Below are 26,999 nucleotides of genomic sequence, written 5' to 3'. Positions count from 1 at the left end.
ATGGCTGTTGGCGTCTTTGACCTCTTTACTGTTGGCCTTGGACCCTCGAGCTCCCACACTGTGGGGCCGATGCGTGCTGCCGCGGTGTTCGCGGGCGAGCTGAAGGAGAGCGGCGTGCTTCCGCGCGTCGCGTCCCTGCGCGTGGATTTGTACGGCTCGCTTGCCGCCACCGGTCACGGGCACGGCACCATGACGGCCATCCTGCTGGGCCTGGAGGGCTACCACCCCGAGGTGATCCTGCCCGAAGAGGTCGAGGAACGCCTAGCGGCGATCGCGGACACCGGGACGCTGCACGTGGCCAGTTCGCTTGATCCCGACGGCGGCGTGGCCCTGCCGTACGGCGTGTCCGATATGGTGCTGCGCCCCCTGACCGTGCTGCCGCGCCACACGAATGGCATGACCTTCACGGTCAGCGACGCCGACGGCGAGGTGCTGCACACTGCCACCTTCTTCTCCGTGGGCGGCGGCTTCATTGTGCGCGAGGGTGAAGAGGACGCCGCGCAGAAGGAACTGGACGAGTCCAAGAAGGAACTCCCGCTGCCGTTCCGCACCGCCGCCGAACTGCTGGGGCGCTGCGCCTCCAAGGGACTGAGCATCTCGGAGATCATGCTGATCAACGAGCTCGCCTCCCGTTCCGAAGAGGAAATCCGTGAGGGCCTCCTGCACATCTGGTCCGTCATGGAAGGCTGCGTGGAGAAGTCCATCAAGCGCGAAGGCGTGCTGCCCGGGGGACTGAAGGTCCGCCGTCGGGCTCCCGACTGGCATGACCGCCTGCTGAAGGAAGACAAGGACCGGGACCCCAAGTACTGGCAGGAATGGGTGAACTTGATCGCCCTGGCGGTGAACGAGGAGAACGCCTCCGGCGGACGCGTTGTCACGGCACCCACCAATGGTGCCGCCGGCATCATCCCGGCTGTGCTCTACTACGCCCTGCATTTCGCCCCCGGCATGGACAAAGCCACCCAGCAGGACCGCGAAGACGTGATCGTGAAGTTCCTGCTGGCGGCCGGTGCCGTGGGCGTGCTCTACAAGGAGCAGGCCTCCATTTCCGGCGCCGAGGTAGGCTGCCAGGGTGAGGTCGGTTCGGCCTCGTCAATGGCCGCGGCCGGCCTGGCCGAGGTCATGGGCGGAACTCCGGCGCAGGTGGAAAACGCCGCCGAAATCGCCATGGAGCACAACCTGGGCCTCACCTGCGACCCCATCGGCGGCCTGGTGCAGATCCCGTGCATCGAACGCAACGCGATCGCCGCGGCGAAGGCCATCAACGCCGCCAAGATGGCGCTGTGGGGCGACGGCTCGCACCGGGTCTCCCTGGACGAAGTCATCGTGACCATGCGGGAAACGGGCAAGGACATGAGCTCCAAGTACAAGGAAACCGCAATGGGCGGCCTGGCCGTCAACGTGGTGGAGTGCTGACGCCCCCGCACCCTGTTTATTGTCTGAGCCCGGTGCCATGCTTTTCCCATGAGCGGGGGATACGACAGCGGGTTCCTGCGGGCCGGCCTTGAGCTGCCCAGTCCGTCGGTGACGACGATTCTTCTGGACTACACACACTTCTCGGTGCGGTTCCGTCCGGACCGGAAACTTGCGGCGATCGTCGGGGTCAACATCAACGGGAGGGAGCTGGAGGCCCTGGCCCGGGAGGGCACCTGGCATTTCGATTCGAGGGTGCCCAAGGATCAGCAGGCCGGGCCTGAGGTCTACAAGAACAATGCCTTCGACCGGGGCCACCTGGTGCGCCGTCTGGATCCGGTGTGGGGCGACGAGGCCACGGCCAAGACGGCCAACCAGGACACCTTCGTCTTCACCAACGCGGCCCCGCAGATCGACGACTTCAACCAGGGCAAGCAGTTGTGGGTGGGCCTGGAGGACCATGTGCTGGGGCATGCGGACACCTACGACGCCAAGCTGAGCGTCTTCACCGGTCCGGTCTTCCGGGACGACGATCCGCCGTACCGCGGGGTGAACGTGCCGCGGAAATTCTGGAAGATCGCCGCCTGGACCAACGAGGCCGAACTCGGCGCCGTGGGTTTCGTAGTGGACCAGACGTCCCTGCTGGACAAGGTGGAGCTGGAGAAGGCCACGCGCAAGCGGCTCCTGGAGGACGAGCCGCCCCCGCTGGGTCCCTTCCGCACGTTCCAGGTGCCCATCCAGGACATCGCGGAGCTGACCGGCCTGGCGCTTGACGGGCTCGTCGACGCCGACCGCCTCGCCCGCGGGCAGCGCGCCCTCGGAGAGAAGCCCAAGGCCGTGTTCCTGGAGAGCGCCGCCCAGATCAGGCTCTAGCACCCGCACGGGCCCTGGCGGACGCCGGGGCTGCGCTGTGCGCGACTTGCCGGGCGGGCGCCGTCATCCGGTGCCGATAGACTTGTGGCTGCGCTTCTCCTGTACGCGACTGATTGGACCGACTGATTGGACACGGCCCCCTTGCGAGAATTCACCGCCCGCTTTGCCACTGCCGAGGAAATTGCCAACTGGGATGCCTTGGTAACAGCCAACCCGAACGGTGGAAACCTCCTGCAGTCCGAGGCCTTCGCCGAGGTGAAGCAGCACTACGGCTGGAAGCCCCTCCACCTGGTCTACGAAGGCCCGCACTACACCAGCTACAACCTGGTCCTGGAGAAGTCCTTTCCGGTGCTGGGCAAGCTCTGGTACCTCATCAAGGGCCCGGACGTCGCCGAGGTGGCGGATATCGCCGGCATCGTCCGCGCCAACGCGGAGTTCGTCAAGCGCAGCAAGGCCGGCGTGTTCGCTATCAAGATCGAACCGGACATCGTGCTCACGGACGAAGCCCGCGCGGCCATCGAGGCCACCGGACTGGTCAAGACGCCCAACCTGCAGCCGAACGACTCCACGGCGCTCCTGGACATCTCCCTTGAGGAGCAGCCGCTGCTGCGCACCCTCCATTCCCGCGGCCGCAACGCCGTGCGCCGGGCCATCCGCGAAGGCGTCGAAGTGCTCAACGTGGACCCCACGGAGGAGAACTTCCGGGCCATGTACGGGCTCATGACCAACACCGTGGAAGCCAAGTCCCAGGTCCGGGTCAGGGAGTTCGACTACTACAACCGTTTCTGGACCAACTTCATCAAGCGCGACCAGGGCCGGCTGCTGTTCGTCTACGAAAACGGGGTCCCCTCCGTAGGCGCTTTCGTGATCAACTACGGCCGCAAGGGCACCTACAAGGACGGCGGCTCCCTGCAGAAGCGCGGCCAGTACGGCGACTCGCACCTGGTGCAGTGGACCGCCATCAACCAGGTCAAGGAACTGGGCTGCACCGAGTACGACTTCTGCGGCACCCCGCCGGCGGACAAGGTCAAGGACAGCACGCACCCCTTCCACGGCCTGGGCCTGTTCAAGACCAGCTTCAGCAAGACCGTCACGGACTTCGTGGGCTGCTACGACCAAGTGCTCAGCCCCCTGAAATACAAGCTCTGGACCGTGGCGGGAGAGCGGATCGCCCGCCAGCTCTACACCCGCCGCACCGGGCAGCAGTTCTACTAGAATCGCAGCTGCAACACCTGCTGCATGGCCTTGACGGCCGCCCGACCTGGAGGAAGACCCGCTTGACCGACCGCCCTGAACAGAAGTCGGACGCAGGCAGCCGGCCCCAGACGGACGGGCTGCCGAAGACGCAGCCGATCCGACCCTCACAGGTACAGCAGAACATCAGCGCCCGGCGGATGCTCCGGCGCCTGGTGCAGGGCGAAAACCCGCCCACGGCTCCCCTGAGCATCGTGGACCGGCTCGCCGGCAGCCCATATGCGAACCCGACCATCCAGGTGGGCGGAGTGGATGCCTCCGCACGGAAGACCATCGACTTCGCGCTGCACCTTGCCGAGACGATGTTCCGCTACGGCGCCGGCGCCCTGGAAGTGGAAACCAGCATCATCGCAGTCACCGCTTCCCTGGGCCTGAAATACATCGAGGTGGACATCACCAACCAGTCGGTGGCCATCAACTACTCGCCCAAGGACCAGACCCCCGTGACCCTCCTCCGGGTGGTGCGCTCCTGGACCAACAACTATGCCGGGCTGGCCCAGGTACACCAGCTGGTCACCGACATCGTGGCCGGGGGAGTCGGCAGGGACGAAGCCGTCCGCCGCCTGAACGACATCATCCGCAAGAGCAAGCCCTTCCCGCGCTGGATGGTCACCGTGGCCTTCGGCGTGTTCTCCGCGGCCTTCGTCGGCGTACTGGGCGGCGGCCCTGGTGCTTCCGCGCTGGCCTTCGTCTCGAACCTGCTCGTCAGCCTCCTCGCCCGGCAGCTCGGCCGCTGGCGGACTCCCGATTTCTATGTCACGGCGGCCTGCTCCTTTCTGGTGACCTTCATCGCCGTGATGCTTCGCTGGGCCGGGGCGGACATCGCCCCGTCCATCGTCGTGGCGGGCGGCATCCTGCTCCTCCTGCCCACGGGCCGGCTTGTCTCCTCGGTGCAGGACGCCATCAACGGCTTCCCGGTCACGGCGGCCGGGCGTTTCCTGTCCACGATCCTGACCTTCGGCGCCATCGTGGCAGGCATCGCCGTCGCCCTCGTCCTGGGCGACCGCCTCGGCAGCCAGGCGATCGACGTCACCCAGACCTTCCCGGACGCTTATCCCTTGTGGGCGCAGGCGCTCTTGATCGGCATGGCAGTTGTGGCGATCGGCATTACGGAACAGACCCAGCTCAAGCTGCTGCTGCCGACGGCGGCAGTCGGCCTGGTGGGCTTCTTCGTGCTGTGGGGCGCCACGACACTGGGGCTCGGGGGCCGGCTGTCCCCGGCCCTGTCAGCCGTGGTGATCGGCCTGCTGGCCCGCATCGTGGCCCTCAGGCTCGGTGCGCCGCAGTTAGTGGTGGCCGTTCCGGCCGCGCTGATCCTGCTGCCCGGCCTGACCATATTCCGTTCGATGTATGTGTTGACCATCGAGGAAGCGGACATCCTTGCCGGGACCGGCGGCATGCTCAACGCCGGGGCGATTGTCCTGGCCACCGCTGCGGGAATCGTGTTGGGTGACAACCTCGCCCGCCCGCTGACCCGGAACCTGGCCAGCAACGAGCGGCGCCGGGTCCGCCGTCGCCGCTAGAGGATCTGGCCTACGGGGAGCTTCTTTTCGGCCTGGAACTGATCCTCCACCCGGCCCTGGGCCCAGTAGCCGGAGAGCGACACCTGGCTACGCTCCAATTCATGCTCGCGGAAGAATATATCGCGCAGGCCCTTCATGTAGCCGCGCTCCCCGTGGGCGAAGACGTGGACGCGCCCGGGCAGCCAGGCGGCATTGCGCACGGCGTCCAGCAGGAAGCTGCCGGAGCCGGCGGACACGCCCTCGCGGAAGAGCCAGGCCAGTTCGACGCCGGCCGGCGCCTTGATGTCCAGCACGTCACGTTCGCCGTCCACCTCGAGGAACGCCAAACCCCTTGCATCGGCCGGGAGGGCTTCGATCGAGGCGGCGATGGCCGGCAGGGCGGCGTCATCGCCGACGAAGAGGTGCCAGTCCGCAGAAGGGTCAGGGTTGTACGCGCCGCCAGGTCCGGTGAAGACCAGGCTGTCGCCGGGCTTGGCCTGCAGGGCCCAGGGGCCGGCCAGTCCCTCGTCACCGTGGACTACGAAGTCGATGGCCAGTTCCTGAGCCTCCTCGTCCACCCACCGCACGGTGTAGGTGCGGGTGTGGGGCCAGAGTTCCCGGGGCATGGTCTCCCGGATCTTCCAGAGGTCCAGCGGTTCCCCGTAGGCGACGCCGGGCTGCGGGAAGACGATCTTGACGTAGCGGTCCACGAAATCGTTGTTCGCATAGCCGGCGAACCCGGGACCGCCGGCAATGACGCGCACCAGATGTGGCGACAGCTGCTCGGTGCGTAGCACGGTCAGGTTGACCTGCGGGCGGGACGTACGGTTCGCGGAGGAGGTGGCCGGGAGGGAAGTCACATAGCCAAGCTTAAGGCGTCACCGGCAGTTCCCAGTTGACCGGGTCCGCGCCCTGTTCGACGAGCAGCTCGTTGGCCCTGCTGAAAGGCCGTGAGCCGAAGAATCCGCGGGAGGCGGACAGGGGGCTCGGGTGCGCGGAGGAGATCGACGGCGTCCCGTCCAGGAGGGGTCCGAGCGCCCCGGCGTCCTTCCCCCAGAGGATGGCGACCAGCGGCTTCCGTTTTCCGTCCGCGGTACGGCGGCCGGCGACGGCGGCGACGGCCGCCGTCGTAATGGCTTCCCAGCCTTTGCCCCGGTGCGATCCGGCACTGCCCGCGGTGACGCTCAGGACCCTGTTCAGCAGCAGCACGCCTTCCTTGCTCCAGGCGCTGAGGTCGCCGTGGGTCCGCGGCGGCAGGCCCAGGTCCGATTCCATTTCGCGGTAGATGTTCGCAAGGCTCCGGGGAATGGGCCGGGTGGACCCCGACACCGCGAAGGAGAGTCCGATGGGATGGCCCCGCGTCGGGTACGGATCCTGGCCGAGGATCAGCACCTTCACCCCGGCAAGGGGCTGGCGGAAAGCGCGGAGCAGGTCGGCAGCAGCGGGCAGCACCTCGGCGCCGCGGGCCGATTCGGACGCGACAAAGCCCAGCACGGCGCGCAGCTCCGGTTCCACACCCGCCAGCGCTTCCGCCCAATCGGGGGCCACGAGCGCGGACAACGGCAGGCTGCAGAGCTCCTCGAAATCCGCGGAGCTGTTTCCGGCGTCGAGTTCAAACAGCGTTTCATCGCTTCCCACGCCTCCATTCTTCCTGCGGAAAGGAACGGCGGCGAAACGGCCCGGCAAATGACATGGCTGTTATTTGCCCGTTACCATAGGGAGGGATTGTGTTGGCAAGCGTCGAAGGAGTGTGTCGTGGCAGAGCCCGCGCAGGAACCGATGGCGCCCGCAAGCGGCGCTTGGGCCCTGGATGACCTCAGCACCGAAGTCCGCAGCGACTCTCCGCTCGGTGCGCGGGAGCAGCAGATGCTGGCCCTGGAGCGCCAGTGGTGGAAGTACGCAGGCGCCAAGGAACAGGCCATCCGGGAGCTGTTCGACCTCTCGGCGACGCACTACTACCAGCTGCTCAACGCCCTCATCGATTCAGAGGATGCGCTGGCACACGATCCGATGCTGGTGAAGAGATTGCGTAGACTACGTACGTCACGGCAGCGCGCCCGCACGGCCCGCCGCCTCGGATCCGGCGCCTGAGCCCCGACGCTTGGGTGCAGGGCTGATTCCCGCAGCAAGCAGCAAGGACACCGCTTCATCATGACCAAATTCCCCCGCGATGAATTCGACCGTGTGCCGCAAAACTCCTCGCGCCAGGGTGTCCACCGCGTCGTCACGCCGGCCTCCCGCCCGGCGCTGTGGCCGGTCCTGGTCCTTGGAGCCCTGGCCCTGGTGGTCGGCCTGACGGCGTTCCTGATCCTGCCCAAGTCCGCGCCCACCGCCGCGCCAAGCCAGCAGGCCGCCGCATCGCAGCAGCCCACGCCGTCGCCGTCCGCAAGCAGCACCCCCAGCGCCAGCCCGAGCGCGACCCCCACGCCGAGTGAGACGCCAACGACGAGCGCCGCCGTCGACAAGACGACCCCGGTTGCGGTCTACAACGGGGCCGGGGTCAGCGGCCTTGCCAGCAGGGTCTCCACCACGGTGCAGAACGACGGCTGGGCGCTGTCCGACGTCGGCAACTGGCAGGGCACTCCGCAGCAGGCCTCCGCGATCTTCTACAACGGACCGGAACAGAAGGGCAACGCCGAAGCTCTTGGCAAGCTCCTGGGCATCACCGAACTGCTCGACACCGCCGAGTACCAGGTGCCGGTCGTCGTCGTGCTCGGACCCGGGTACAACTGATCCCCGGCCAGGGAACCCTCGCCGGCGTGGGCCCACCACCGGCTCCCTGACCTCGCTCCGCTTCGGCCAGGGAACCCTCGCCGGCGTGGGCCCACCACCGGCTCCCTGACCTCGCTCCGCTTCGGCCAGGGAACCCTCGCCGGCGTGGGCCCACCACCGGCTCCCTGACCTCGCTCCGCTTCGGCCAGGGAACCCTCGCCGGCGTGGGCCCACCGCCGGCTCCTTGACCTCGCTCCGCCGGTCACGCCTGAATAACATTGCCCCCAGACACCGACTTGGCACCTCCCGGGGGCGGTGACCTTGGTTACAGTGGTTGAAGCCGCTCCGGAGATCCCGGAGGCGGCTCGCAACTGAAAGTGTGGGGAACATGGCTTTGGGAACCGTCAAATGGTTCAACGCCGAAAAAGGGTACGGCTTCATCACTGTTGATGAAACCGGGGACGACGTCTTTGTGCACTGGTCCGCCATCCAGATGGACGGCTTCCGCGCCCTCGAAGAAGGCCAGCGCGTCGAATTCGAACTCGGCGAAGGCCAGAAGGGGCCGCAGGCAGAAAGCGTGCGGTTGATCTAGTGCAGTCAGCCCTCGGCCGGCGTCCAGCGCTCAAGCGTGGTTCTTGGGCCTTGGCACTTATTTCGGGCCTTGTCCTTGGCGTCTCCGCATGCGCTGCGCCGAGCGGAAATGCCCGGCTGGATTCCGTCGAGGCCAGCGGCGACGGGACGCTGCGGATCGGCCTGCTGCTGGACAACACCGGCGACTCGGCATTCCTGAATGAGTCCGAGCTCGCGGCCGCGGAACTTGCCGTCAAACAGATCAATGCCGCGGGCGGGCACAAGGGCCAGCCCGTGGAGTTGCTGCCGCAAAATGCCGCAGCGGACTCCGCCGACTTCGACCGTGACCCCGGGACCCAGGCCCGCTCCCTGCTCGAAGCCGGAGCCGACGTCGTCATTGGACCCAGCGATTCGAGCCATGCCCCGGCGGCGATCGACGTCCTCTCCCGCGCCAAAGTGCCGGTGATCTCCCCGGCCAACGCGGCAACGGTCTTGAGCGGCTACAAGAGCGGTGGCTACTACTTCCGCACCGCCGCTGCCGATTCCGCGCAGGGGAGCGTGCTCGCAAAGCTTGCCCACGGCGGCGGTGCGAAGCGCCTTGCCGTGCTGCACGAAGACAGCGACTACGGCAACGATGTTTCCGGGGCGGTGGCGGACGCCGCCCGGCGGCTCGGCATCGAAGTCCTGCCGGCGGCGGGCTTCGCCGAGGGCAAGGCAGGATCCGCGGTGGCGACGCTCAGGGATGCGGCGCCGGACGCCGTCGTCGTAGTTGCCCGCCGGGGCGCGCAGGCTGCCCTCGCGGAACTGCTCGACGCGGGCATCTCCGGAAAGAAGCTGCTCCTCAGCGACGGTGCCGTCCGCCAGTACGGCAGCGAAGTGGGAGCCGGCGGACTGGACGGCGCCCGCGGGGTGCTGCCGGGAACCTTCCCGGGGACCGACTTCCAGAACGAACTCGTGGGGATCGACCCCGGACTGAAGGACATGACCTTCGCCGCCGAGACGTTCGACGCCGTGAACCTCGCGGCCATTGCCGCCGCCGCTGCGGAGGACGATGCCGGAGCATCCATCGCCGCGTCGCTCACCATGGTTTCCGGCGGTGTGCTGCCGAAGGCCGCCACCGGGAGGGAACGGACCGCGTGCGGTACTTACCGGGAGTGCGTGGCAGCGCTGAACGCCGGCAAGACGCCGGATTACGACGGCGAATCGGGTGTCATCGCCTTTGACGCGAACGGCGACATCACGTCGGCGAACTACATGGTTTTCAGCTACGGCCCGGACAATACGGCCAAAATGGTCGGCAAAGAAACAGCCACCCGCGCCGCCGGGACCTGATCCCGGATGATCACCCCTGGCGAACACGGCCCCGCCGGGGCCCATCCGTCCGGCCTTGTGCTTGCACTCTCCCCGGGTGAGTGCTAATTATTGACTTAGCACTCACTGGCACTGACTGCTAATCCTCGCCGGTTTCGGCCGTCGATGGAGCCGCAGTCGCCAGGGATCAAGAAAACCTTGCCGAGGTGAGGTCCGGACTGCGCGGCGTACAGAGGCCGCAAGGAACTGGCCGTCCGTCGCGGGCACCGCTGCAGGGCTCCTTCTTAACGACTGTCCCGAAAGGACTACCGCCGTTATGGCCAAGATCATTGCATTTGATGAAGAGGCACGCCGCGGTCTCGAGCGGGGTCTGAACACCCTCGCCGACGCCGTCAAGGTCACCCTCGGCCCGCGTGGCCGCAACGTCGTCCTGGAAAAGAAGTGGGGCGCCCCCACGATCACCAACGATGGTGTTTCCATCGCCAAGGAGATCGAACTCGACGACCCGTACGAGAAGATCGGCGCCGAGCTCGTCAAGGAAGTTGCCAAGAAGACGGATGACGTCGCTGGCGACGGCACCACCACGGCTACCGTGCTCGCCCAGGCGCTGGTCAAGGAAGGCCTGCGCAACGTTGCCGCCGGCGCTGACCCGCTGTCCCTCAAGCGCGGCATCGAGAAGGCTGTTGACGCCGTTATCGCTGAGCTGCTGAACTCCGCAAAGGAAATCGAGACCAAGGAAGAGATCGCCGCCACCGCATCGATCTCCGCCGGCGACTCCGAAATCGGCAGCCTCATCGCCGAAGCCCTGGACAAGGTCGGCAAGGAAGGTGTCATCACCGTCGAGGAGTCCAACACCTTCGGCCTGGAGCTCGAGCTCACCGAGGGCATGCGCTTCGACAAGGGGTACATCTCCGCTTACTTCGTCACCGACGCAGAGCGCCAGGAGACGGTCCTCGAAGACCCGTACATCCTGATCGTCAACTCCAAGATCTCCAACGTGAAGGAACTCGTCACGGTCCTGGAGAAGGTCATGCAGTCCAACAAGCCGCTGCTGATCATCGCCGAAGACATCGAGGGCGAGGCTCTGGCCACCCTGATCGTCAACAAGATCCGTGGCACCTTCAAGTCCGTCGCCGTCAAGGCCCCGGGCTTCGGTGACCGCCGCAAGGCACAGCTCGCCGACATCGCTATCCTCACCGGTGGCCAGGTCATCTCCTCCGAGGTCGGCCTCAGCCTGGAGAACGCCAGCCTCGAACTGCTGGGCCAGGCCCGCAAGGTTGTCGTCACCAAGGACGAGACCACCATTGTCGAAGGTGCCGGCGACGCCGAGCAGATCGCTGGCCGCGTGGCCCAGATCCGTGCCGAGATCGAGAACTCCGACTCCGACTACGACCGCGAGAAGCTGCAGGAGCGCTTGGCCAAGCTGGCCGGCGGCGTTGCAGTCATCAAGGCCGGCGCCGCAACCGAGGTTGAGCTCAAGGAACGCAAGCACCGCATTGAGGACGCTGTCCGCAACGCGAAGGCTGCCGTTGAAGAAGGCATCGTGGCCGGTGGTGGCGTTGCCCTCATCCAGTCCGGTGCCAAGGCATTCGCCAACCTGCAGCTCGAAGGCGACGAAGCAACCGGTGCGAACATCGTTCGCGTTGCCATCGACGCTCCGCTGAAGCAGATCGCCTTCAACGCCGGCCTCGAGCCGGGCGTTGTGGTGGACAAGGTCCGCGGCCTGCCGTCCGGTCATGGCCTGAACGCCGCGACCGGTGTCTACGAGGACCTGCTGGCCGCCGGCGTCAACGACCCGGTCAAGGTCACCCGTTCTGCCCTTCAGAACGCCGCCTCCATCGCCGGTCTCTTCCTGACCACCGAGGCCGTCGTTGCCGACAAGCCTGAGAAGGCTGCCCCGGCCGGCCCCGGCGCCGACGAGATGGGCGGCATGGGCGGCTTCTAGTCCCCACGCCCTCCCGCTGCACAGCGCGCAGAGCGCGTTGTACAGCGGGGCCCTCGGGCGCGTGGGCCCAACGCCCGCCCGTAGAACGCACGACGGCGGCCTCCACTTCGGTGGGGGCCGCCGTCGTGCGTTTCCCGCTCCTCCGGCATGGCCGCTTTTCCCGGGGGCTTCGCTGTCAGTCCGGTCTGGCAGGATTGAATACATGACGATTATTGCTGCCGCCGACGGCTCCGCCCTCGGCAACCCCGGGCCTGCCGGCTGGGCCTGGTACGTAGATGACTCCTGTTGGCAGGCAGGAGGCTGGCCGCACGGCACCAACAACCAGGGTGAACTGATGGCCGTGCTGGACCTCTTCAAGTCCACCGCCCACCTGCCCCAGGAAGACCTCCGCATCCTGTGCGACAGCCAGTACGTCATCAATTGCATCACCAAATGGATGGCAGGGTGGAAGCGCAAAGGCTGGCGCAAGGCTGACGGCAAGCCGGTGCTCAACGTGGACCTCCTGAAGGAGATCGACCAGGCCATCGCAGGCCGCAAGTACACCTTCGAATGGGTCAAGGGACACGCCGGCCACGACCTCAATGAGGCCGCGGACGAACGCGCCCGTGCCGTAGCCCTGGCCTACCAGCAAGGAACCGCCGCCCCCGTCGGCCCCGGATTCCCGGGAGCACCGCAGACTGTGCCCGCCGGCGGTGCCGTTCCGGCCGTTGCCGCGACACAGGCACCGGCAGCCCGGGCTGTCGCGCCCGCAGTTGCCGCACCGGCCCCCATGCAGTTGCATGCGGAGCCTGCCCTCTTCGGGGAGTCAGGTCTCTTCGGCCAGGCGGATCTCTTCAGCGAACTTGACGACGAGATCGTTCCGTCCGGCGAAATCCCGGCCGAGGACGTAGTGCTTGGCCTGGAACGGGAACTGCTGCGACCCGACGTCCGCGCGGACATCGGCAGGACGGGTGTCCTCCTGCACCCGGACTTCGCGGAGATCGGCAGCTCCGGTCGTTACTGGACGAGGGACGCAATGCTGATGGCCCTCGAGGAGGATCCCGGAGAGGCCATCGACCTGGAACTCCTGAGCGCGGACCGGCTCAGCGAAAACTCCATGCTGCTCAACTACCGCAGCCGCTCCCGCGCCGGAGCGTCCCTGCGCAGTTCCCTCTGGCTGCTCGACCGCGGCCAGTGGCGGCTCCGATTCCACCAGGGGACACCCGAGAGCTAAGGGGGAGCTGCGGGGCCTGCCTGGGGGACGGCTGGCCCCGCAGGGCTTCGGTGGCAGCTTATCGGAGCCTTGTGTTTGGCAGGGTCCAGCGCCTGTGGTTGCGCCTCCGTCAGTAGCTGAACCGTTGGGTGTTCCCCTGCTCGGTCTGCAGGTAGGCGGATGCGGCCGTGGACAACGCGAGGTTGATGGAGGCGAGCGATGCTTCCACCTTGTTCTGTGTCAGTGTCCATTCGGCAATCAGGCTCTGGAAATTGTTGGCAGCCGTGCCTTTCCACGTGGCCTGAAGCTCATCGAGCCCCCGCTTCATGGCCTGGACGTCAGCCCTGATTCGGTCCTCCGTGGCCTTGACGTTGGATGACTTCAACTGGAGCAATTCGGTATCGACGGAAATGACAGTCATGGCGTTGCCTTTCGACTCTGGCGGGTCCGCTGATGCGGCTGGCTGTGGTCCACGTCAATGAGCCTAGGCCCGGCCGTTGCGGCCCTCCAGAGCCCGAAGCCGCTATGTGGACAACTCCCGTAATCCCTTACTCCGGGCCTGCATCCGCCTAGGAAGCAGCCCCTGTTGCGGCGTCCGCCGCGCCCTGGCCCCGCCCGGAATGGCCCTCCCGTGAACGTCCTTGCCCCGGGGATTCCTGTTCCGGAAGCCCCTGGCCGGACAGCCCGTCGCGTCTGGGGAGGCTGACCACCAACGTGGCCCCGCCACCGTCGGTATCCTCCACGCGCACCGTACCGCCGTGGGAAGCGACGATCGCCGAAACAATGGCCAGGCCCAGTCCGCTTCCGCCGGTCTGCCGGGTCCGCGAGGTGTCCGCACGGTAGAAGCGCTCGAAGATCCTCGGCCTTTCTTCCGCCGGGATCCCCGCGCCGTGGTCCCGCACTTCCAGGACGGAAACCTCGCCGGCCTCGGTGCTCCGTACCCCGACACCGATCTCCACCGGCGTCCCTTCGGGCGTATAGCGCAAGGCGTTACCCACAAGGTTCCCCAGCACCTGGCGCAGTTTCGCCTCATCGCCGAGCACCGGAGCCGCAGCCGCAGCGCCGCCGTCGATTCCGGTGAGTGAGAACGCCCGGCCTGGGGAATTCGCCAGGGAGTCCAGGACGGCGTCGTTCGCCAGCAGCCGCAGGTCCACGGGGTTAAGCTGCAACGGCCGCTGTTCGTCCAGGCGGGCAAGCATCAAGAGGTCCTCGACCATCGATCCCATGCGCTTGGCTTCGCTTTCGATCCTGCCCATCGCAGTGCCGACGTCCTCGGGGGTGGCCAGGGCGCCGTGCCGGTACAGTTCCGAAAAGCCGCGGATGGTGACCAGGGGCGTGCGCAGTTCGTGCGAGGCGTCAGCGGCGAAGCGCCGCATCCGGCCCTCCGAGGCAGCACGTGCGGCGAAGGACGTCTCAATGTGCGCGAGCATCGCGTTCAGTGACGCGCTGAGCCGGCCCACTTCCGTGGCCGGGTTCTCGATCTCGACCCGGCGGGACAGGTCGCCGGCCGCGATGGCCGCGGCAGTCTTCTCCACGCGCACCAACGGCCGGAAGGACCGGCCCACCGTCCAGGTGGCAATGAAGAATGCCAGCACCAGCGTCAGCAGCCCGACACCGACCACCACGAGAGTGGCGTGCTCCATGACCTTGTCCACCGGGGTCAGCGGCAGGCCCACGGTCACCACCGCGTTCTGTCCCGTGCTGGTGTCCACGACGACGACAGCCACCACGCGCCAGTTGTTTCCGTCCGTGCCGCGTACTTGGAAGGGTTGGAGGCCATAGCTGCGTGCAGTGTCAGGGGAGAAGCTGGAGATATCCGGGTGGATGTTCTTGTCGCCGCCGAACGGGTACGGGGCCGCTCCAGGGCTGAAGAGCATGAGGGAGTAGTCGGTGGGGACGGCCGGATTGGGTTCGAGCTTGTCGAAGGAGCGCTGCTGTCGCGCGAGGTCGACGGCGGCGCGCAGCTTGTCGTCCACTTGGTCCTGCAGGTAGCTCCGCACCAGGGTCAGGGTTCCGGCGCCCGTCGCGGCGAGTGCCAGGAGCAGCAGGCCCATGATGATCGCCACGAGCTGTGACTTCAGGGATGCCGACTTCCAACGGTCGCTCAAGGTCAGCGCTTCTCCGCTGTCCGCAGCACGTAACCGACGCCGCGCTTGGTCTGGATGAGGCCTGCGGAATCGGGGTCGATGTCTACCTTGCGGCGCAGGTAGGAGATGTAGGACTCCACGATCGAGGCGTCGCCGTTGAAATCGTATTCCCAGACGTGGTCCAGGATCTGGGCCTTGGACAGGACCCGGTTCGGGTTGAGCATCAGGTAGCGGAGCAGCTTGAACTCGGTGGGCGACAGCTCGATCACGGTGCCGCCGCGGCGCACCTCGTGCGCGTCGTCGTCGAGCTCCAGGTCATCCACCCGGAGCACGGCGTCGTCGTCTTCAAGCGGTTGCGTCCGGCGCAGCACCGCACGGATCCGGGCCACCACTTCGTCGAGGCTGAAGGGTTTGGTGACGTAGTCGTCCCCGCCGACGGTGAGGCCGGTGACCTTGTCTTCGGTATCGTCCTTGGCTGTCAAGAACAGCACCGGGAAGTGCTTACCTGAGGCGCGCAGGCGTCGGGTGACGGTGAAGCCGTCCATATCCGGGAGCATGACGTCGAGGACCACGAGGTCCGGGGCATGCTGCTCGACGGCGGCCAGCGCCTCGCGTCCGTTGGACGCCGCGACAACGTCAAAGCCCGCGAACCGCAGCGAGGTGGAGAGCAGCTCGCGGATGTTCGGTTCGTCGTCGACAACGAGGAGCTTGGCTTCAGGACCGTTCTTCTTCATACATTCATGGTGCTCCCAGTAACTGTGAGTTTGCTGGAAGCTTGTTGTGAGGAATGTCCAGGTTCTGGGCGGCGGCGGTGGGGCTCTCTTTGACCGTCTGCCGCCGGGATACGGACACGCCGGGGTGGGAGGGCAAAAATGTCAGTGCCCGGTTCCACACTGGAGCCATGACAGAGCAAGCAGCACCGAAGACCGGATCCGCCACCGAATACCACGTTCACTACCTCGACGTGGAGTCCGGACGCCTCGGCCACGAAACATTCGATGCCTTGGCCGAGGCCGAGCGTTTCGCGGACTCGAAGCTGTCCGCTCCGGAGTGCTGGGCGACGGTGGATGCCGTTCCGGCGGCCCGTGAGGGACGCCTGGTGGCCTGAGGATCCGCTTGGTTTCTCGACGGGTCAGGTCCCCGGCGTCAGTTTCCCAATGCGAGGCCTGCCGCCAGGCCGGCCATCGTCAGGGCAATGCCGCCATCGAGGAGGCGCCATGAGGCCGGTCGGGCAAAGAACCCCCGCAGCAGGCGGGCTCCGAAGCCCAGCGAACAGAACCACAGGATGCTGCCGAGCGCCGCTCCCGCGCCGAACCACCATTGCAGGTCCCCGCCTTGGGCATGGGCCACCGATCCCAGCAGGACCAGCGTGTCCAAGTAGACGTGGGGGTTGAGCCAGGTCAGCGCCAGGATGGTGGCCAGCGCCGGGGACAGGTCCGTGGCGTGTGTGCCCTTGGTGTGGGCAATAGTTGCAGTCCTTGACGTGCCGGTCCCCGAAGTAGCCCGCACAACAGACCCAGAGACCACAGACCCAGAGCCCGCCGATCCTGAAGCCGCCGATCCTGAACCCGCAGACCCGTCCCGCGCAGTCAGCCCGTCTCCACTGTCCTCCCGCGGAAGCAGGGACCGAGGACGGAAGGCGCGCCGCGCCGCCATGGCGCCGTAGCAAAGCAGGAATGCAGCGCCGATGTACCGCAATGCCACAACTACCGCCGGCGCGGCTGCCACCAGCCCGCCCATACCGAGGATCCCTGCAGCGATCAGTACCGCGTCGGAGCCTGCGCATACCGCGACGACGGCGCCCACATGTCTGCCGAGGAGCCCCTGCCGGAGCACGAAGGCGTTCTGGGCACCGATGGCCACGATGAGGGCGAGCCCCGTGCCAAAGCCCAGGACGATTGAATGAATGATTGCGCTGATTTCCACCCGATTGACGCTACGGCGGTCCAAATGATTAGACCAGCTAAAGATTCTTAGTATCCCTAAGATGATCTTATGACTCGCTTTTCCTCCGAGCTGTTGCGGACCTTTTCCGCCGTCGTCAGCGAAGGCACCCTCGAGGCCGCCGCCCGGCACCTCCACGTCACGGCCTCGGCCGTTTCCCAGCGACTCAAGTCCCTCGAGGACAGCGCCGGACAGGTCCTGCTGCGGCGCAGCAATCCGGTCGAGGCGACGGCAGCCGGGGAAGTGGTGCTGCGCTTGGCCAGGCAAATGGCGCAGCTCGAAGAGGATGCCGGACGCGAGCTGGGGCTCGCGGCCGGGGCCACCGAGCACCACAGCATGCCCATCGCCATCAATGCGGACTCCCTCGCGGTCTGGTTCCTGCGATCACTGGCCAAGATGCCCGTCGGGTTGGACGTGGCCTTCGATCTGCGCCGGGACGACGAACAGCATTCCGCGGGCCTCCTGCGCTCAGGCGATGTGATGGCGGCAGTGACGGCCACCCCCGAGGCCGTGCAGGGGTGCCGCGTGGAACCCCTGGGCATCATGCGCTACCGGGCCGTGGCCGCACCGGACTTCCTGGAACGGTGGCTGCCGGACTTCAAGGCAGGTAGCCGGCTGGATCCGCAGCTGCTCAACGCTGCTCCCGCCGTCGACTTCGACCGGAAGGACACGTACCAGGACGCCTTCCTCGATGGTCTGTTCAGCAAGTCTCGCAGCCGTGCGGCACGGCCCGCGCGGGGGCCGCGGCACTACGTTCCGGCGTCGCAGGACTTCTTCGACGCCGTTCGCCTGGGCCTCGGGTGGGCACTCGTCCCCGAAATCCAATGCGGGCCGGAGGTTGATGCAGGGCGCCTGGTGGAGCTGGCCCGGGAACGTCCCTTCGACGTGCCGCTGTACTGGCAACGTTGGCGCACGTCTTCGCCGCTGCTGGACACCATCAGCGAGGTGGTGCGGGCCACCGCCGCCGAGTACTTGCTGGCCCCCGAAGCTGCGCGGCCCCGCCGCCGGTGACGCCAGGGGCGCGGCTGTTCAGCCCGCCGCGCCGACGTCTTTCGCGTCCATGATCCGGTAGGCGTACCCCTGTTCGGCCAGGAAACGCTGGCGCTTCGCGGCGAAATCCTGGTCCAGGGTGTCCCGGGCAACCAACGCGTAGAAGCGTGCCGCCCGGCCGTCTTTCTTGGGGCGCAGAAGCCGGCCGAGCCGCTGCGCTTCCTCCTGCCGGGACCCAAAGGAACCCGAAACCTGGATGGCCACGGAAGCCTCCGGCAGGTCGATGGAGAAGTTGGCCACCTTCGACACCACCAGGGTATTGATTTCTCCGGCCCGGAAGGCATCGAACAGTTTCTGCCGCATACGCACGGAGGTTTCGCCCTTGATCACCGGGGCATCCAGGCGCGCGCCGATTTCGTCGAGCTGGTCGATGTATTGCCCGATCACCAGCAACTGCTCGCCGGGGTGTGCAGCGACCAATTGTTCGACGAGCGCGGTCTTGGTTTCCGACGTCGAGCACAGACGGTACTTGTCGGCGTCCTCGGCCATCGCATACGCGACGCGCTCATCCCGCGGCAGGTCCACCCGCACTTCCACGCAGTCGGCCGGGGCAATGTAGCCCTGCGCCTCGATGTCCTTCCACGGCGCGTCGTACCGTTTGGGCCCGATGAGCGAAAATACCTCGCCTTCCCTGCCGTCCTCGCGGACCAAGGTGGCGGTCAGGCCCAGGCGGCGCCGGGCCTGGAGGTCTGCTGTCATCCGGAAAATCGGCGCGGGCAGGAGGTGGACCTCGTCATAGATGATCAAGCCCCAGTCATGCCCGTCCACGAGCTCAAGGTGCGGATAGATCCCGCCGCGCCTGGTGGTGAGAACCTGGTAGGTGGCAATCGTCACCGGCCGGACTTCCTTGACGGAACCGGAGTATTCGCCGATCTCGTCCTCGGTGAGAGTGGTCCGCCGGAGCAGCTCGTCCTTCCACTGCCGGGCCGCCACAGTGTTGGTCACCAGGATCAGCGTGGTGGTGCAGCCCGTGGCCATGGCGGCCGCTCCCACGATGGTCTTGCCCGCCCCGCAGGGAAGCACCACCACCCCGCTGCCGCCGGACCAGAAGTTCTCCGTGGCCAGCTTCTGGTAGGGGCGCAGCTGCCAGCCGTCCTCGTTCAGGCTGATCAGGTGCGGCGTCCCGTCCACATAGCCGGCGCGGTCATCGGCCGGCCAGCCCAGCTTAAGCAGCAACTGCTTGAGCTGCCCGCGCTGCGAGGAGTGCACCACCACGGTTTCGCCGTCGATCCGCGGTCCCAACAGGGGAGCGATCTTCTTGGCGCGGATGACCTCCTCCAATACGGGATAGTCGTCCGTGCGCATCACCAGTCCGTGTTGCGGGTCCTTCTCCAGCCGCAGCCGCCCGTAGCGGGACATCGTTTCCTCGACGTCCAGCAGCAGCGAATGGGGCACCGGGAAACGCGAATACCGCAGGAGAGTATCCAGTACCTTTTCGGCGTCCAGCCCCGCTGCCCGGGCGTTCCATAGCCCGAGCGGAGTGAGCCGGTAGCTGTGTACGTGCTCCGGGGCGCGCTCCAGCTCGGCGAATGCCGCAATGGCGTGCCTGGCCTCGGTGGCGAGTTCATGGTCCACTTCCAGCAGGATGGTCTTGTCGCTCTGCACAATCAGCGGACCGTCGCTCACTCTGCTCCTTACTTGTGTGGTTTGGCGGCCTGCCCGGCCGCGGGTTCGACGTCGACGATCCGGTGGATGGACAGCACCCGTTCGGTGTCCCGGGCGGGGTCGAACACCCGGACCCTACCACCGGAGACGGAGACAGGAACAACCGTTTCGCTGTTGGAATTCCCCTCCCCGTCCACCACATTCATGGTGACTGCCTGCTTCAGCCGGATGGCCCGCTGCAGGGCCTCCAGTCCGAGTTGCGCGGATGCCTCGCCGGAGGTCTCCGCCGCCCCGCCCCGCCGGTGCCGCAGCACCGCAAGCTGTGCTTCGACGTCGTCCTCTGCGGGCGCCGATCGGGGCGCCGAATAGACCGGCCGTGCGCTTCCGGCGACGGCGGCGGTCCGCTTGTAACGTACGACGGCGGGCTCGGGCTCCTGCACGGTGGGGGACAGTCCCAGCTCGCGCAGCACCCTTGCGGTTTCCCGGGGGCTCGCCGCGGAGGTCAGCACGGTGGGCGCGATCCGGACCAGGCCCAGGCTCGAGGTGCCGGCCTCCAGGAGGAGTTCGGCGATGGCGGCTTCGTCGTCGCTCTGGATGAAGCTGGCGCTGCTGGCGACGCGCAGCCTTCCGTGCCTGGAAGCAGTGTCCTGCACCAAGTACTCCAGCGGCTGGGGAACGTCCGTGGCGGAGTGTTCGCTCAGGAACTGCAGGATGGACGCGGCGTCCTGGCCGGCGTCGAGCGCCCTGCGGATGGAAGCCTCGGAGAAACGGTAGATGGTGGCAGGGCCCTGCCCCTCGGCATCGGCGAGCAGGGTCAGGCGCTCGCCGAGTCCCGGCGCCAGGTACCCCGGCGCCACTGCGGTGAGGTCGGCCTGCAGGAGCACGTGGTTGACGGCGGCCGGCAGGTGCTCGCCAAGGATTTCCAAGGCCCGGTCCGGGTCTTCGGTGGCGATTGCCGCACCGAGCTGGGTAAACGCGCCGGAACCGATGAGCCCCAGAAGCTCCGCTTCGTGGAGGATCCCGGGCACCAGGGAGCTGAAGCGGCGGGCCATCCGGGGCTGGGACCACTCCGCGCGTTCCAGCACGGAGCGCGCGTCCAGGACGGGGGCCCTGCCATCAGGGGCGGACGCCTCCGCGGTGAGCTCCTGCAGGATGTCCAGCACGCGACGGCGGATCAGCGGGGCGTCCGGACGCTGGGCCTCGGCGGACAGGGCGTTGATGGTGGTACCGGCGGAGTTCGGCCTGCCTTGGTGGCCGGCGGATGCGGATACTGCCTGGCCCACCAGGGAGGGCGCCCGTTCGCTCGCCAGCCAGGCATTGACCACCCAGAGCCATTGTTCCTGGCGGGGCAAGGCGAGCCATTCCAGCCCGGGCGGCTGGATCCAGGTTGAGCTGTCCACGTCCAGGCGCAGGAGCCCGGCGAGTGCGGCGAGTTCCAGGAACAGGCCCGCCTCGCGTATCTCCAGCCGGAGCCGGTCCGCGAGGCGTTTCAGTTCGCGCACACCTACGCCGCCGCTGCGTAGTGTGGCGAGCGGCTGCTCGCGCACGGCCGCGAGCAGCTCGCCGAGGAGCCGCAGGGCCTCGGCGATGGCGCCAAGGGCCGCGTTCCGGCGGAGCAGGGCGCTGGTGAGGCCTAATTCGGGCCGCGGGGCCCGCACGGTGAAATGGTCCACGATCATGCCGTTGCGCAGCGCCAGGCCCACGCTGTGCGGAAGCTCCACGTGGGAGGCGTCCAGGGGGACCAGCAGGCCGCGGGCCAGCAGCCAGTCGACAGGGCCGACGTCGGGGCCTTCGTTGCCGATCGAGGCCATGCGCTGGGCCTGCGGCACGGCACCCATGGCCCAGTTCCCGAACTTGTCCAGCAGGGCACGGGTCCGTTCCGGGGCGCCGGCGAGGATGTGGTCCAGGGCCTTCGGCCCCGAGGTCCAGCGCTGCAGGGCGAGGGCGGCTTCCATGGGGGTGGCTGCTTCCGGCACGGCCGCCCCGCTGCGGCGCAGCTCGGCAACCAGGTGGACCACGCGCTGCGCGAAGGCGGGCTGCAGCCGTACCAGTTCCGTGTAGCTGCGGCCCAGGCCCGCCGGGTAGATGCCCACCACGTCCTTCAGGCTCCCCACCGGCAGGTAGAAGCGCTGCCTGGACACGGGCGGATGGGTGCCGGCGGGCGGTTCGCAACGGTGGATGAGTGCCAGGTCCCCGAGCCGGTGCAGGATCGTTTCGAGCGCCGTCAGGGTGGCCCCGGCGATCGCTTTCTTGAGCCCGGCCGCGGAAACGCCGTGGCCGGTGTCCGGGTTCGTGCACAGGTGCAATGCTTCCAGGACCTGCATTTCGGGCTTGGTCAGCCGTTCGAGGGCCCGCTGCACGCTCACGCGCGCGCTGGCCCGTGCGGCGAGGGCCGCGAAGTCCGGGGCCGCGGGTGAAATAAGGTCCGGCCGCGCGGCGAACAGGGCCCGCAGCGAATCGTCGCTGCGCGCTTCCAGGTCTTTGCTGAGCGCGCGGATGAGGGACATCACTTCAACGTTACCGCCCGCAGGAGCCAGCGTGACCTGCCTTATTTCCGGCGGCGCTGGAACACGGCGTCCACCACCAGGACGAGCATCCCGAGGAAGGCCAGCGGCAGGCCGTAGAGGGCCACGGACGTCATCCAGACCGGGGCGGCACTGCCCGCGGCTGCGATCGCCATGACCCCACCCACGGCGGCCAGGGACAGCAAAGCGACGACGGCGGCAGCGATCGTCAGGGGGCGGCGGTAGCCGGTGATACTCATGGAAGCAACGCTAACAGCCCGTCCCAAAGCGCGGGATCGCTGCCCGGCACGATAACCTTAAGGGAACAGACCAACACGGAGCAGGCAATCGCCCCTGATCCCGCAGGACCCTGCGGATGCGGTGAACTGCCGGCCGTGCCTCCACGCAAGAACGAAGAAGGTTGAATACGTGCCCACCGGCAAGGTCAAGTGGTATGACAAGGACAAAGGTTTCGGCTTCCTCGCGGCCGAAGACGGCCAGGAAGTGTTCCTGCCCAAATCGGCGCTTCCCGCAGGCGTAAGCGAACTCAAAGCCGGAACCAGGGTCGAGTTCGGCGTGGCCGATGGCCGCCGCGGCGCCCAGGCCCTTGGCCTGCGTGTGCTGGACAAGTTGCCTTCCGTTGCCAAGGCCAAGCGCATGGGCGCCCGCGAGCTCGCCCCTGTGGTCCAGGACCTCGTCTCCGTGCTCGACAAGCTGTCCGGCAGCCTCTCCGCGGGCAAGTACCCCGAAGGTGCCAAGGGCAAGGCCATCGCGGCTGCCCTCCGCAAGGTTGCCGACGAGCTCGAGGCCTAGGCCACCCATGACTTCCGAATCCGTAGAAGCCGGCCAGGCCGACGCTCCCGCAGCGGCGGCAGGTGGTGCTTCCGCGCGGAAGACCGCTGCGGCCACCCCCCAGGCAGCCCCGTCGAAGGCTCCGGCAGCCAAACCGCGCGCCGGCGTCCCGGTGTGGCGGGTCGGGAAACCGGACGCCTTCCTGGCTGCCGCCGTCGACGTCGCCCGCGAAGCGGTGGCCACCATCGCGAAGGACAGCGAGATCGGCCCGCACATCGCGGCGAAGTCCGAGGGCGAGCGGGTGGTCACGCACCTCTTCGAGTCCCGCCTGCCCGGCTACGGCGGCTGGCAGTGGTACGCCGTGGTGACCCGCAATTCCCGCTCGAAGACTGTCACGGTAAGCGAACTCGGGCTGTTGCCCTCGGAGGAATCGATACTGGCCCCCGAATGGGTTCCGTGGGCCAAGCGCGTCCGTCCCGAAGATGAGGCCCCCGTTCCGGCGGGCGATTCGGACGACGCCGGCGGCATCGGTGCCGGCGGCGGCAAACCGTCCGATGCCGGAGACATCTCCGAGGACGCTGACGACGACGGTGCAGATGCTTCTGAAGTCTCCGATGACGCCGATGAACCCGACGACGCTGCCGGCGACGGCGAAACCGAGGCTGAATAGGTCTTGGGGCGTCCTGCAGGTGATCCGGATGAAGGCGGCAACTGATGTCCACCTTCAGGTCCCTGCACATACGCAACTACCGGGTCTGGTTCCTGGGCGCCTTGGTCTCCAACGTCGGGACCTGGATGCAGCGCACCGCCCAGGACTGGCTGGTCTTCGACCACCTCAGCAACCATGACGCCGGGGCCATGGGCATCACGCTCGCCCTGCAGATGGGTCCGCAGCTCTTCCTGGCGCCTTGGGCCGGGTTGCTCGCGGACCGCTACAACCGCCGGCGCCTGCTCTTCCTGACCCAGGGGCTCATGGCCCTGCTGAGCACGGGCCTGGGAATCCTGGTGGTGGCCGGGGCCGGGCAACTGTGGCACGTCTACCTCTTCGCCCTTCTGCTGGGCCTGGTGTCCGCCCTGGATGCCCCGGTCCGTCAGACATTTGTCTCCGAACTCGTGGGCGACGACTCCCTGGCCAACGCCGTGGCGCTCAACAGCGCCTCCTTCAATGTCGCCCGCATGATCGGTCCGGCCGTCGCGGGCGTGCTCACCGTCGTCGTGGGCCCGGGCTGGGTCTTCCTGCTGAACACCGTGACGTTCCTGGCGATGATCCTGGCCTTGGCTGTGATTCCCATGAACACCCTGCGCGTCCAGCCCCGTGCCGCGGCAGGCAAGGGCCGCATCCTTGAGGGCCTGCGCTACGTGCGCCACCGCCGGGACATCGTGGTGGTCCTCGTTGCGATCTTCATCATGGGCACCCTAGGGCTGAACTTCGTCCTGTTCATCGCGGCGATGGTAGGCACGGAATTCGGCATGGACGCCAGCGCCTTCGGGCTGATGAATTCGGTAATGGCCATCGGCTCGGTGGCCGGCGCACTGCTCTCGGCCAGGCGGGGACGTCCGCGCCTGCGCCTGATCTTCGGGGCCGCCGGGGCCTTCGGGGTGGCCAGCCTCCTGGCCGCCCTAGCACCCGATTACACCTTGTTCGGCTTTGCGCTCGTGCCGGTGGGCCTGTTCGCGCTGACCATGATCACCAGCGCCAACGGCTATGTGCAATCCACTACCGATCCGGTGATGCGTGGCCGCGTCATGGCGCTTTACATGGCGATCTTCATGGGCGGAACACCCGTCGGGGCGCCGTTGGTGGGCTGGATCGCCAACGTGGCCGGGCCGCGCTGGTCCCTCGGCGTCGCCGCAGCGGCAGGCATCTCCGCCGCCGTCGTCGGACTTGTCTGGATTGTCAGGGCGCGGCAGCTCCGCCTGCGGTTCGACCGGAGCGCGAGGGGGCTGCGGGTCTTCCGGATAGCCTCTGTGCCAGCCGGCGAGGCACCGCACCGGTCCTAGCCCGCTAAGCTCCACAAGGCCTGTCTCCACAAGGCCTGTCTCCACAAGCACAGCGTTCTTACAGAAAGCGCCGCCCCGGGAAACCCGGAGCGGCGCCGTTGCAGTCGGTGTGCTACTTGCGCAGTTCGCCCACCACGTAGTCGATGCTGGCCAGCAGCGCCGAGACGTCATCGGGCTCGATGGCAACGAAAGTGGCGATGCGCAGCTGGTTGCGGCCCAGCTTGCGGTACGGCTCGGTATCCACGATGCCGTTGGCGCGCAGGATCTTGGCGATGGCGGCAGCGTCCACGGAGTCGTCGAAGTCGATCGTGGCGATGACGTTGGAGCGGTCCTCGGCCTTGGCCACGAACGGGGTGGCGAACTCGGAGGCTTCGGCCCATTGGTAGACCCGCTGTGCGGAGTCCGCGGTGCGCTTCGCGGCGAAGTCCAGGCCGCCGCTCTTGTTCAGCCACTGGATCTGGGCATCCAGCGTGACCAGCGTGGTCAGCGACGGCGTGTTGTAGGTCTGGTTCAGCTTGGAGTTGTCGATCGCGGTCTGCAGGTCCAGGAAGTCCGGGATCCAGCGGCCGCTGGCCTTGATGCGGGCAGCGCGCTCTAGCGCGGCCGGGGAGAACAAGCCAAGCCACAGGCCGCCGTCGGACGCGAAGTTCTTCTGCGGGGCGAAATAGTACACATCGGCTTCGGCAACGTCGACGTCGAGGCCGCCGGCGGCGGAGGTGGCGTCCACCAGGACGAGCGCGCCGTCGTCGACTCCGTCAACCCGCTTGACGGGCGCCGCGACGCCCGTGGACGTCTCGTTCTGCGGCCAGGCATAGACATCGACGCCGGCCTCGGCGAAAGCGACGGGGCGGGTGCCCGGCTCGGACTTGATGATGGAGGAAGCCTCCAGGAACGGGGCCTTGTTGGTGGCCGCGGCGAACTTGGAGCCGAACTCACCGAAGGACAAGTGCTGTGCCTTCTTCTCTACCAGGCCGAAGCTGGCGACATCCCAGAACGCAGTGGAGCCACCGACACCGAGGATCACCTCGTAGCCCTCGGGAGCGCGGAAGAATTCGCTCAGGCCCTCGCGGACGGAACCCACCAGGTTCTTGACCGGTGCCTGGCGGTGCGAGGTGCCGAGGATGGTTGTGGAGGCTGCGGAGAGGGCTTCGATCTGCTCCGGGCGGACCTTCGAAGGCCCGGCGCCAAACCGGCCGTCCAGAGGTTTCAGGTCTGCCGGGATAGTGATGCTGTTCTCGCTCACGGTTTAGCTCCAATGGTGTTGCGGGCCAGGTGGTTCGTGGCGGGTGGCAGAAGTGCGCCATCGCCTCCCCAATTCTGCCTGACTTCGCGGGCAGCTCAGAACCGGGCTGTCACAGTGCGCCACGCCCCGGCGAATGTGTCCCGTGGCATCGCCCGGAATTATCAAGAGTAATTCCAAATAAGCTAGGCTGGAGCCCGGAGCGCGGGTCGGAATGCCCGCGAATCGGCCGCCGTACTGCTTGCGGTACGGTGGAAAATACGCAAGATACTGCGCTCGAGGAGCTGAGCTTGATGACGGATCTGATCGATACCACTGAGATGTATCTTCGAACCATCTTGGAGCTCGAAGAAGAAGGCATCGTGGCTCTTCGTGCCCGCATCGCCGAACGCCTCCGGCACTCCGGCCCCACGGTGTCCCAGACGGTGGGCCGTATGGAACGGGACGGTCTCGTCGTCGTCTCCAATGACCGCCACCTCGAACTGACTCCGGCCGGGCGCAAGCGCGCCACCGAGGTCATGCGCAAGCACCGGCTCGCCGAACGGCTCCTCGCTGACGTCATCGGCCTGGATTGGGCCTACGTCCACGATGAGGCATGCCGCTGGGAGCACGTGATGAGCGAGCGCGTCGAACGCAGGCTCTATGAACTCCTGGACCGCCCCACCGAGTCCCCGTACGGCAACCCGATCCCGGGGCTCGAAGCCATTGGCGGAACCCCTGCGCTCCCGTTCGGTGACGGCGTCGTGAACCTCCTGCAGGCCATGGACGACTACGCCCCGGACGCCCGCGTAGTGGTCAGCCGACTGGCCGAACCCATCCAGGTGGAGCCCGAGCTCCTGGTCCAGCTGGATGAGGGCGGCATCCGCCCCGGTGCGCAGGTGTCCCTTGCCCGGGTGGGGGACTACATCTCTGTTCGCGTCCCTGGCATTGAGGGTGCCCTGGAGCTGCCGCCGGAAGTCGCCGCGCACGTCTTTGTGACCGTCGACTGACCCGCCGGCGAAGAT

The 26,999-nt window shown here is 67.2% G+C and carries 26 protein-coding genes; 16 read left to right on the top strand and 10 right to left on the bottom strand.

Annotated features, from left to right (window positions below; translation table 11 throughout):
- From DWV11_RS12360 to DWV11_RS12345, 4 genes are all read left to right on the top strand, one after another.
- Complete coding sequence (locus DWV11_RS12360) at positions 1-1,416, top strand: L-serine ammonia-lyase (RefSeq protein WP_115789226.1); 1,416 nt, start codon at positions 1-3, stop codon at positions 1,414-1,416.
- Between the two features lie 48 nt (positions 1,417-1,464).
- Complete coding sequence (locus DWV11_RS12355; RefSeq protein ID WP_115789225.1) at positions 1,465-2,286, top strand: DNA/RNA non-specific endonuclease; 822 nt, start codon at positions 1,465-1,467, stop codon at positions 2,284-2,286.
- A gap of 141 nt (positions 2,287-2,427) precedes the next feature.
- Positions 2,428-3,501, top strand: coding sequence for a lipid II:glycine glycyltransferase FemX (locus tag DWV11_RS12350; RefSeq protein WP_115789224.1), 1,074 nt, complete (start codon positions 2,428-2,430; stop codon positions 3,499-3,501).
- A 62-nt stretch (positions 3,502-3,563) separates the two neighbouring features.
- Complete coding sequence (locus DWV11_RS12345) at positions 3,564-5,063, top strand: threonine/serine exporter family protein (protein WP_115789223.1); 1,500 nt, start codon at positions 3,564-3,566, stop codon at positions 5,061-5,063.
- Here DWV11_RS12345 and DWV11_RS12340 read toward each other — a convergent pair.
- Positions 5,060-5,902 carry a siderophore-interacting protein gene (locus DWV11_RS12340; RefSeq protein ID WP_115789222.1) on the bottom strand — a complete coding sequence of 281 codons (843 nt, stop codon included), beginning with the start codon at positions 5,900-5,902 and terminating at the stop codon, positions 5,060-5,062. The genes DWV11_RS12345 and DWV11_RS12340 overlap by 4 nt on opposite strands.
- A 10-nt stretch (positions 5,903-5,912) precedes the next feature.
- A complete protein-coding gene (locus DWV11_RS12335; RefSeq protein ID WP_115789221.1) occupies positions 5,913-6,680 on the bottom strand; it encodes a uracil-DNA glycosylase in 768 nt (255 codons plus the stop codon).
- 117 nt (positions 6,681-6,797) lie between these two features.
- Here DWV11_RS12335 and DWV11_RS12330 point away from each other — a divergent pair, with 117 nt between their 5' ends.
- The 6 genes from DWV11_RS12330 (at position 6,798) to DWV11_RS12305 (ending at position 12,793) form a co-directional block, all read left to right on the top strand.
- Positions 6,798-7,133, top strand: a complete 336-nt coding sequence (locus DWV11_RS12330; protein ID WP_115789220.1) for a DUF3263 domain-containing protein — start codon at positions 6,798-6,800, stop codon at positions 7,131-7,133.
- A gap of 60 nt (positions 7,134-7,193) precedes the next feature.
- Positions 7,194-7,775, top strand: a complete 582-nt coding sequence (locus DWV11_RS12325) for a LytR C-terminal domain-containing protein (RefSeq protein WP_115789219.1) — start codon at positions 7,194-7,196, stop codon at positions 7,773-7,775.
- A 367-nt stretch (positions 7,776-8,142) separates the two neighbouring features.
- A complete protein-coding gene (locus DWV11_RS12320) occupies positions 8,143-8,346 on the top strand; it encodes a cold-shock protein (RefSeq protein WP_115789218.1) in 204 nt (67 codons plus the stop codon).
- Positions 8,347-8,396: 50 nt separating this feature from the next.
- Entirely contained in the window at positions 8,397-9,656 is a 1,260-nt protein-coding gene (locus tag DWV11_RS12315; protein WP_245953591.1) for an ABC transporter substrate-binding protein, read from the top strand.
- Positions 9,657-9,951: 295 nt separating this feature from the next.
- On the top strand, positions 9,952-11,580 hold the full coding sequence (gene groL, locus DWV11_RS12310; protein ID WP_115789216.1) for a chaperonin GroEL: 1,629 nt from the start codon (positions 9,952-9,954) through the stop codon (positions 11,578-11,580).
- A 202-nt stretch (positions 11,581-11,782) separates the two neighbouring features.
- Entirely contained in the window at positions 11,783-12,793 is a 1,011-nt protein-coding gene (locus tag DWV11_RS12305) for an RNase H family protein (RefSeq protein WP_115789215.1), read from the top strand.
- Positions 12,794-12,902: 109 nt separating this feature from the next.
- Here DWV11_RS12305 and DWV11_RS12300 read toward each other — a convergent pair whose 3' ends face one another.
- The 3 genes from DWV11_RS12300 to DWV11_RS12290 form a co-directional block, all read right to left on the bottom strand.
- Positions 12,903-13,193, bottom strand: a complete 291-nt coding sequence (locus DWV11_RS12300; protein ID WP_115789214.1) for a WXG100 family type VII secretion target — start codon at positions 13,191-13,193, stop codon at positions 12,903-12,905.
- A 148-nt stretch (positions 13,194-13,341) separates the two neighbouring features.
- The gene (locus tag DWV11_RS12295) at positions 13,342-14,880 is read right to left on the bottom strand and encodes a sensor histidine kinase (RefSeq protein ID WP_210725733.1); all 1,539 of its coding nucleotides are present in this window, start codon (positions 14,878-14,880) and stop codon (positions 13,342-13,344) included.
- A 2-nt stretch (positions 14,881-14,882) separates the two neighbouring features.
- Positions 14,883-15,593, bottom strand: a complete 711-nt coding sequence (locus tag DWV11_RS12290) for a response regulator transcription factor (RefSeq protein ID WP_115789213.1) — start codon at positions 15,591-15,593, stop codon at positions 14,883-14,885.
- A 167-nt stretch (positions 15,594-15,760) separates the two neighbouring features.
- Between DWV11_RS12290 and DWV11_RS12285 the strand changes: the two genes are divergently transcribed.
- Complete coding sequence (locus DWV11_RS12285; RefSeq protein ID WP_115789212.1) at positions 15,761-15,967, top strand: hypothetical protein; 207 nt, start codon at positions 15,761-15,763, stop codon at positions 15,965-15,967.
- A 38-nt stretch (positions 15,968-16,005) separates the two neighbouring features.
- Here DWV11_RS12285 and DWV11_RS12280 read toward each other — a convergent pair whose 3' ends face one another.
- Positions 16,006-16,785, bottom strand: coding sequence for a LysE/ArgO family amino acid transporter (locus tag DWV11_RS12280; RefSeq protein WP_245953589.1), 780 nt, complete (start codon positions 16,783-16,785; stop codon positions 16,006-16,008).
- A 69-nt stretch (positions 16,786-16,854) separates the two neighbouring features.
- On the opposite strand from DWV11_RS12280, the gene DWV11_RS12275 reads away from it, so the two are divergent.
- Positions 16,855-17,814, top strand: a complete 960-nt coding sequence (locus DWV11_RS12275) for a LysR family transcriptional regulator ArgP (RefSeq protein ID WP_115789211.1) — start codon at positions 16,855-16,857, stop codon at positions 17,812-17,814.
- An 18-nt stretch (positions 17,815-17,832) separates the two neighbouring features.
- On the opposite strand, the gene DWV11_RS12270 is transcribed toward DWV11_RS12275, so the two are convergent.
- The 3 genes from DWV11_RS12270 to DWV11_RS12260 are packed head-to-tail and all read right to left on the bottom strand — an operon-like array spanning position 17,833 to position 22,222.
- Positions 17,833-19,479, bottom strand: coding sequence for a DNA repair helicase XPB (locus DWV11_RS12270; RefSeq protein WP_115789210.1), 1,647 nt, complete (start codon positions 19,477-19,479; stop codon positions 17,833-17,835).
- A gap of 8 nt (positions 19,480-19,487) precedes the next feature.
- Entirely contained in the window at positions 19,488-21,965 is a 2,478-nt protein-coding gene (locus DWV11_RS12265) for a helicase-associated domain-containing protein (protein WP_115789209.1), read from the bottom strand.
- A 41-nt stretch (positions 21,966-22,006) separates the two neighbouring features.
- Positions 22,007-22,222, bottom strand: coding sequence for a hypothetical protein (locus DWV11_RS12260; RefSeq protein ID WP_115789208.1), 216 nt, complete (start codon positions 22,220-22,222; stop codon positions 22,007-22,009).
- Between the two features lie 169 nt (positions 22,223-22,391).
- On the opposite strand from DWV11_RS12260, the gene DWV11_RS12255 reads away from it, so the two are divergent.
- The 3 genes from DWV11_RS12255 to DWV11_RS12245 are packed head-to-tail and all read left to right on the top strand — an operon-like array spanning position 22,392 to position 24,755.
- Positions 22,392-22,775 (top strand): cold-shock protein, encoded by a 384-nt coding sequence (locus DWV11_RS12255; protein ID WP_115789207.1) that lies wholly within the window; start codon positions 22,392-22,394, stop codon positions 22,773-22,775.
- A gap of 7 nt (positions 22,776-22,782) precedes the next feature.
- Positions 22,783-23,424, top strand: coding sequence for a DUF3027 domain-containing protein (locus tag DWV11_RS12250; protein ID WP_115789206.1), 642 nt, complete (start codon positions 22,783-22,785; stop codon positions 23,422-23,424).
- A gap of 44 nt (positions 23,425-23,468) precedes the next feature.
- Positions 23,469-24,755 (top strand): MFS transporter, encoded by a 1,287-nt coding sequence (locus DWV11_RS12245; RefSeq protein WP_115789205.1) that lies wholly within the window; start codon positions 23,469-23,471, stop codon positions 24,753-24,755.
- A 112-nt stretch (positions 24,756-24,867) separates the two neighbouring features.
- Here the strand turns inward: DWV11_RS12245 and serC are convergent, their stop codons facing one another.
- A complete protein-coding gene (gene serC / locus DWV11_RS12240; protein WP_115789204.1) occupies positions 24,868-25,998 on the bottom strand; it encodes a phosphoserine transaminase in 1,131 nt (376 codons plus the stop codon).
- Positions 25,999-26,288: 290 nt separating this feature from the next.
- Here serC and DWV11_RS12235 point away from each other — a divergent pair, with 290 nt between their 5' ends.
- Entirely contained in the window at positions 26,289-26,984 is a 696-nt protein-coding gene (locus DWV11_RS12235; RefSeq protein WP_115789203.1) for an iron-dependent transcriptional repressor DtxR, read from the top strand.
- Positions 26,985-26,999 lie beyond the last annotated feature (15 nt).

This window comes from Arthrobacter silvisoli (assembly GCF_003369445.1).
In the GTDB taxonomy this organism is placed as follows: Bacteria; Actinomycetota; Actinomycetes; order Actinomycetales; family Micrococcaceae; genus Arthrobacter; species Arthrobacter silvisoli.
The sequence above is the reverse complement of the archived record's forward strand: the minus strand, read 5'-3'. Positions and strand labels throughout refer to the sequence as shown.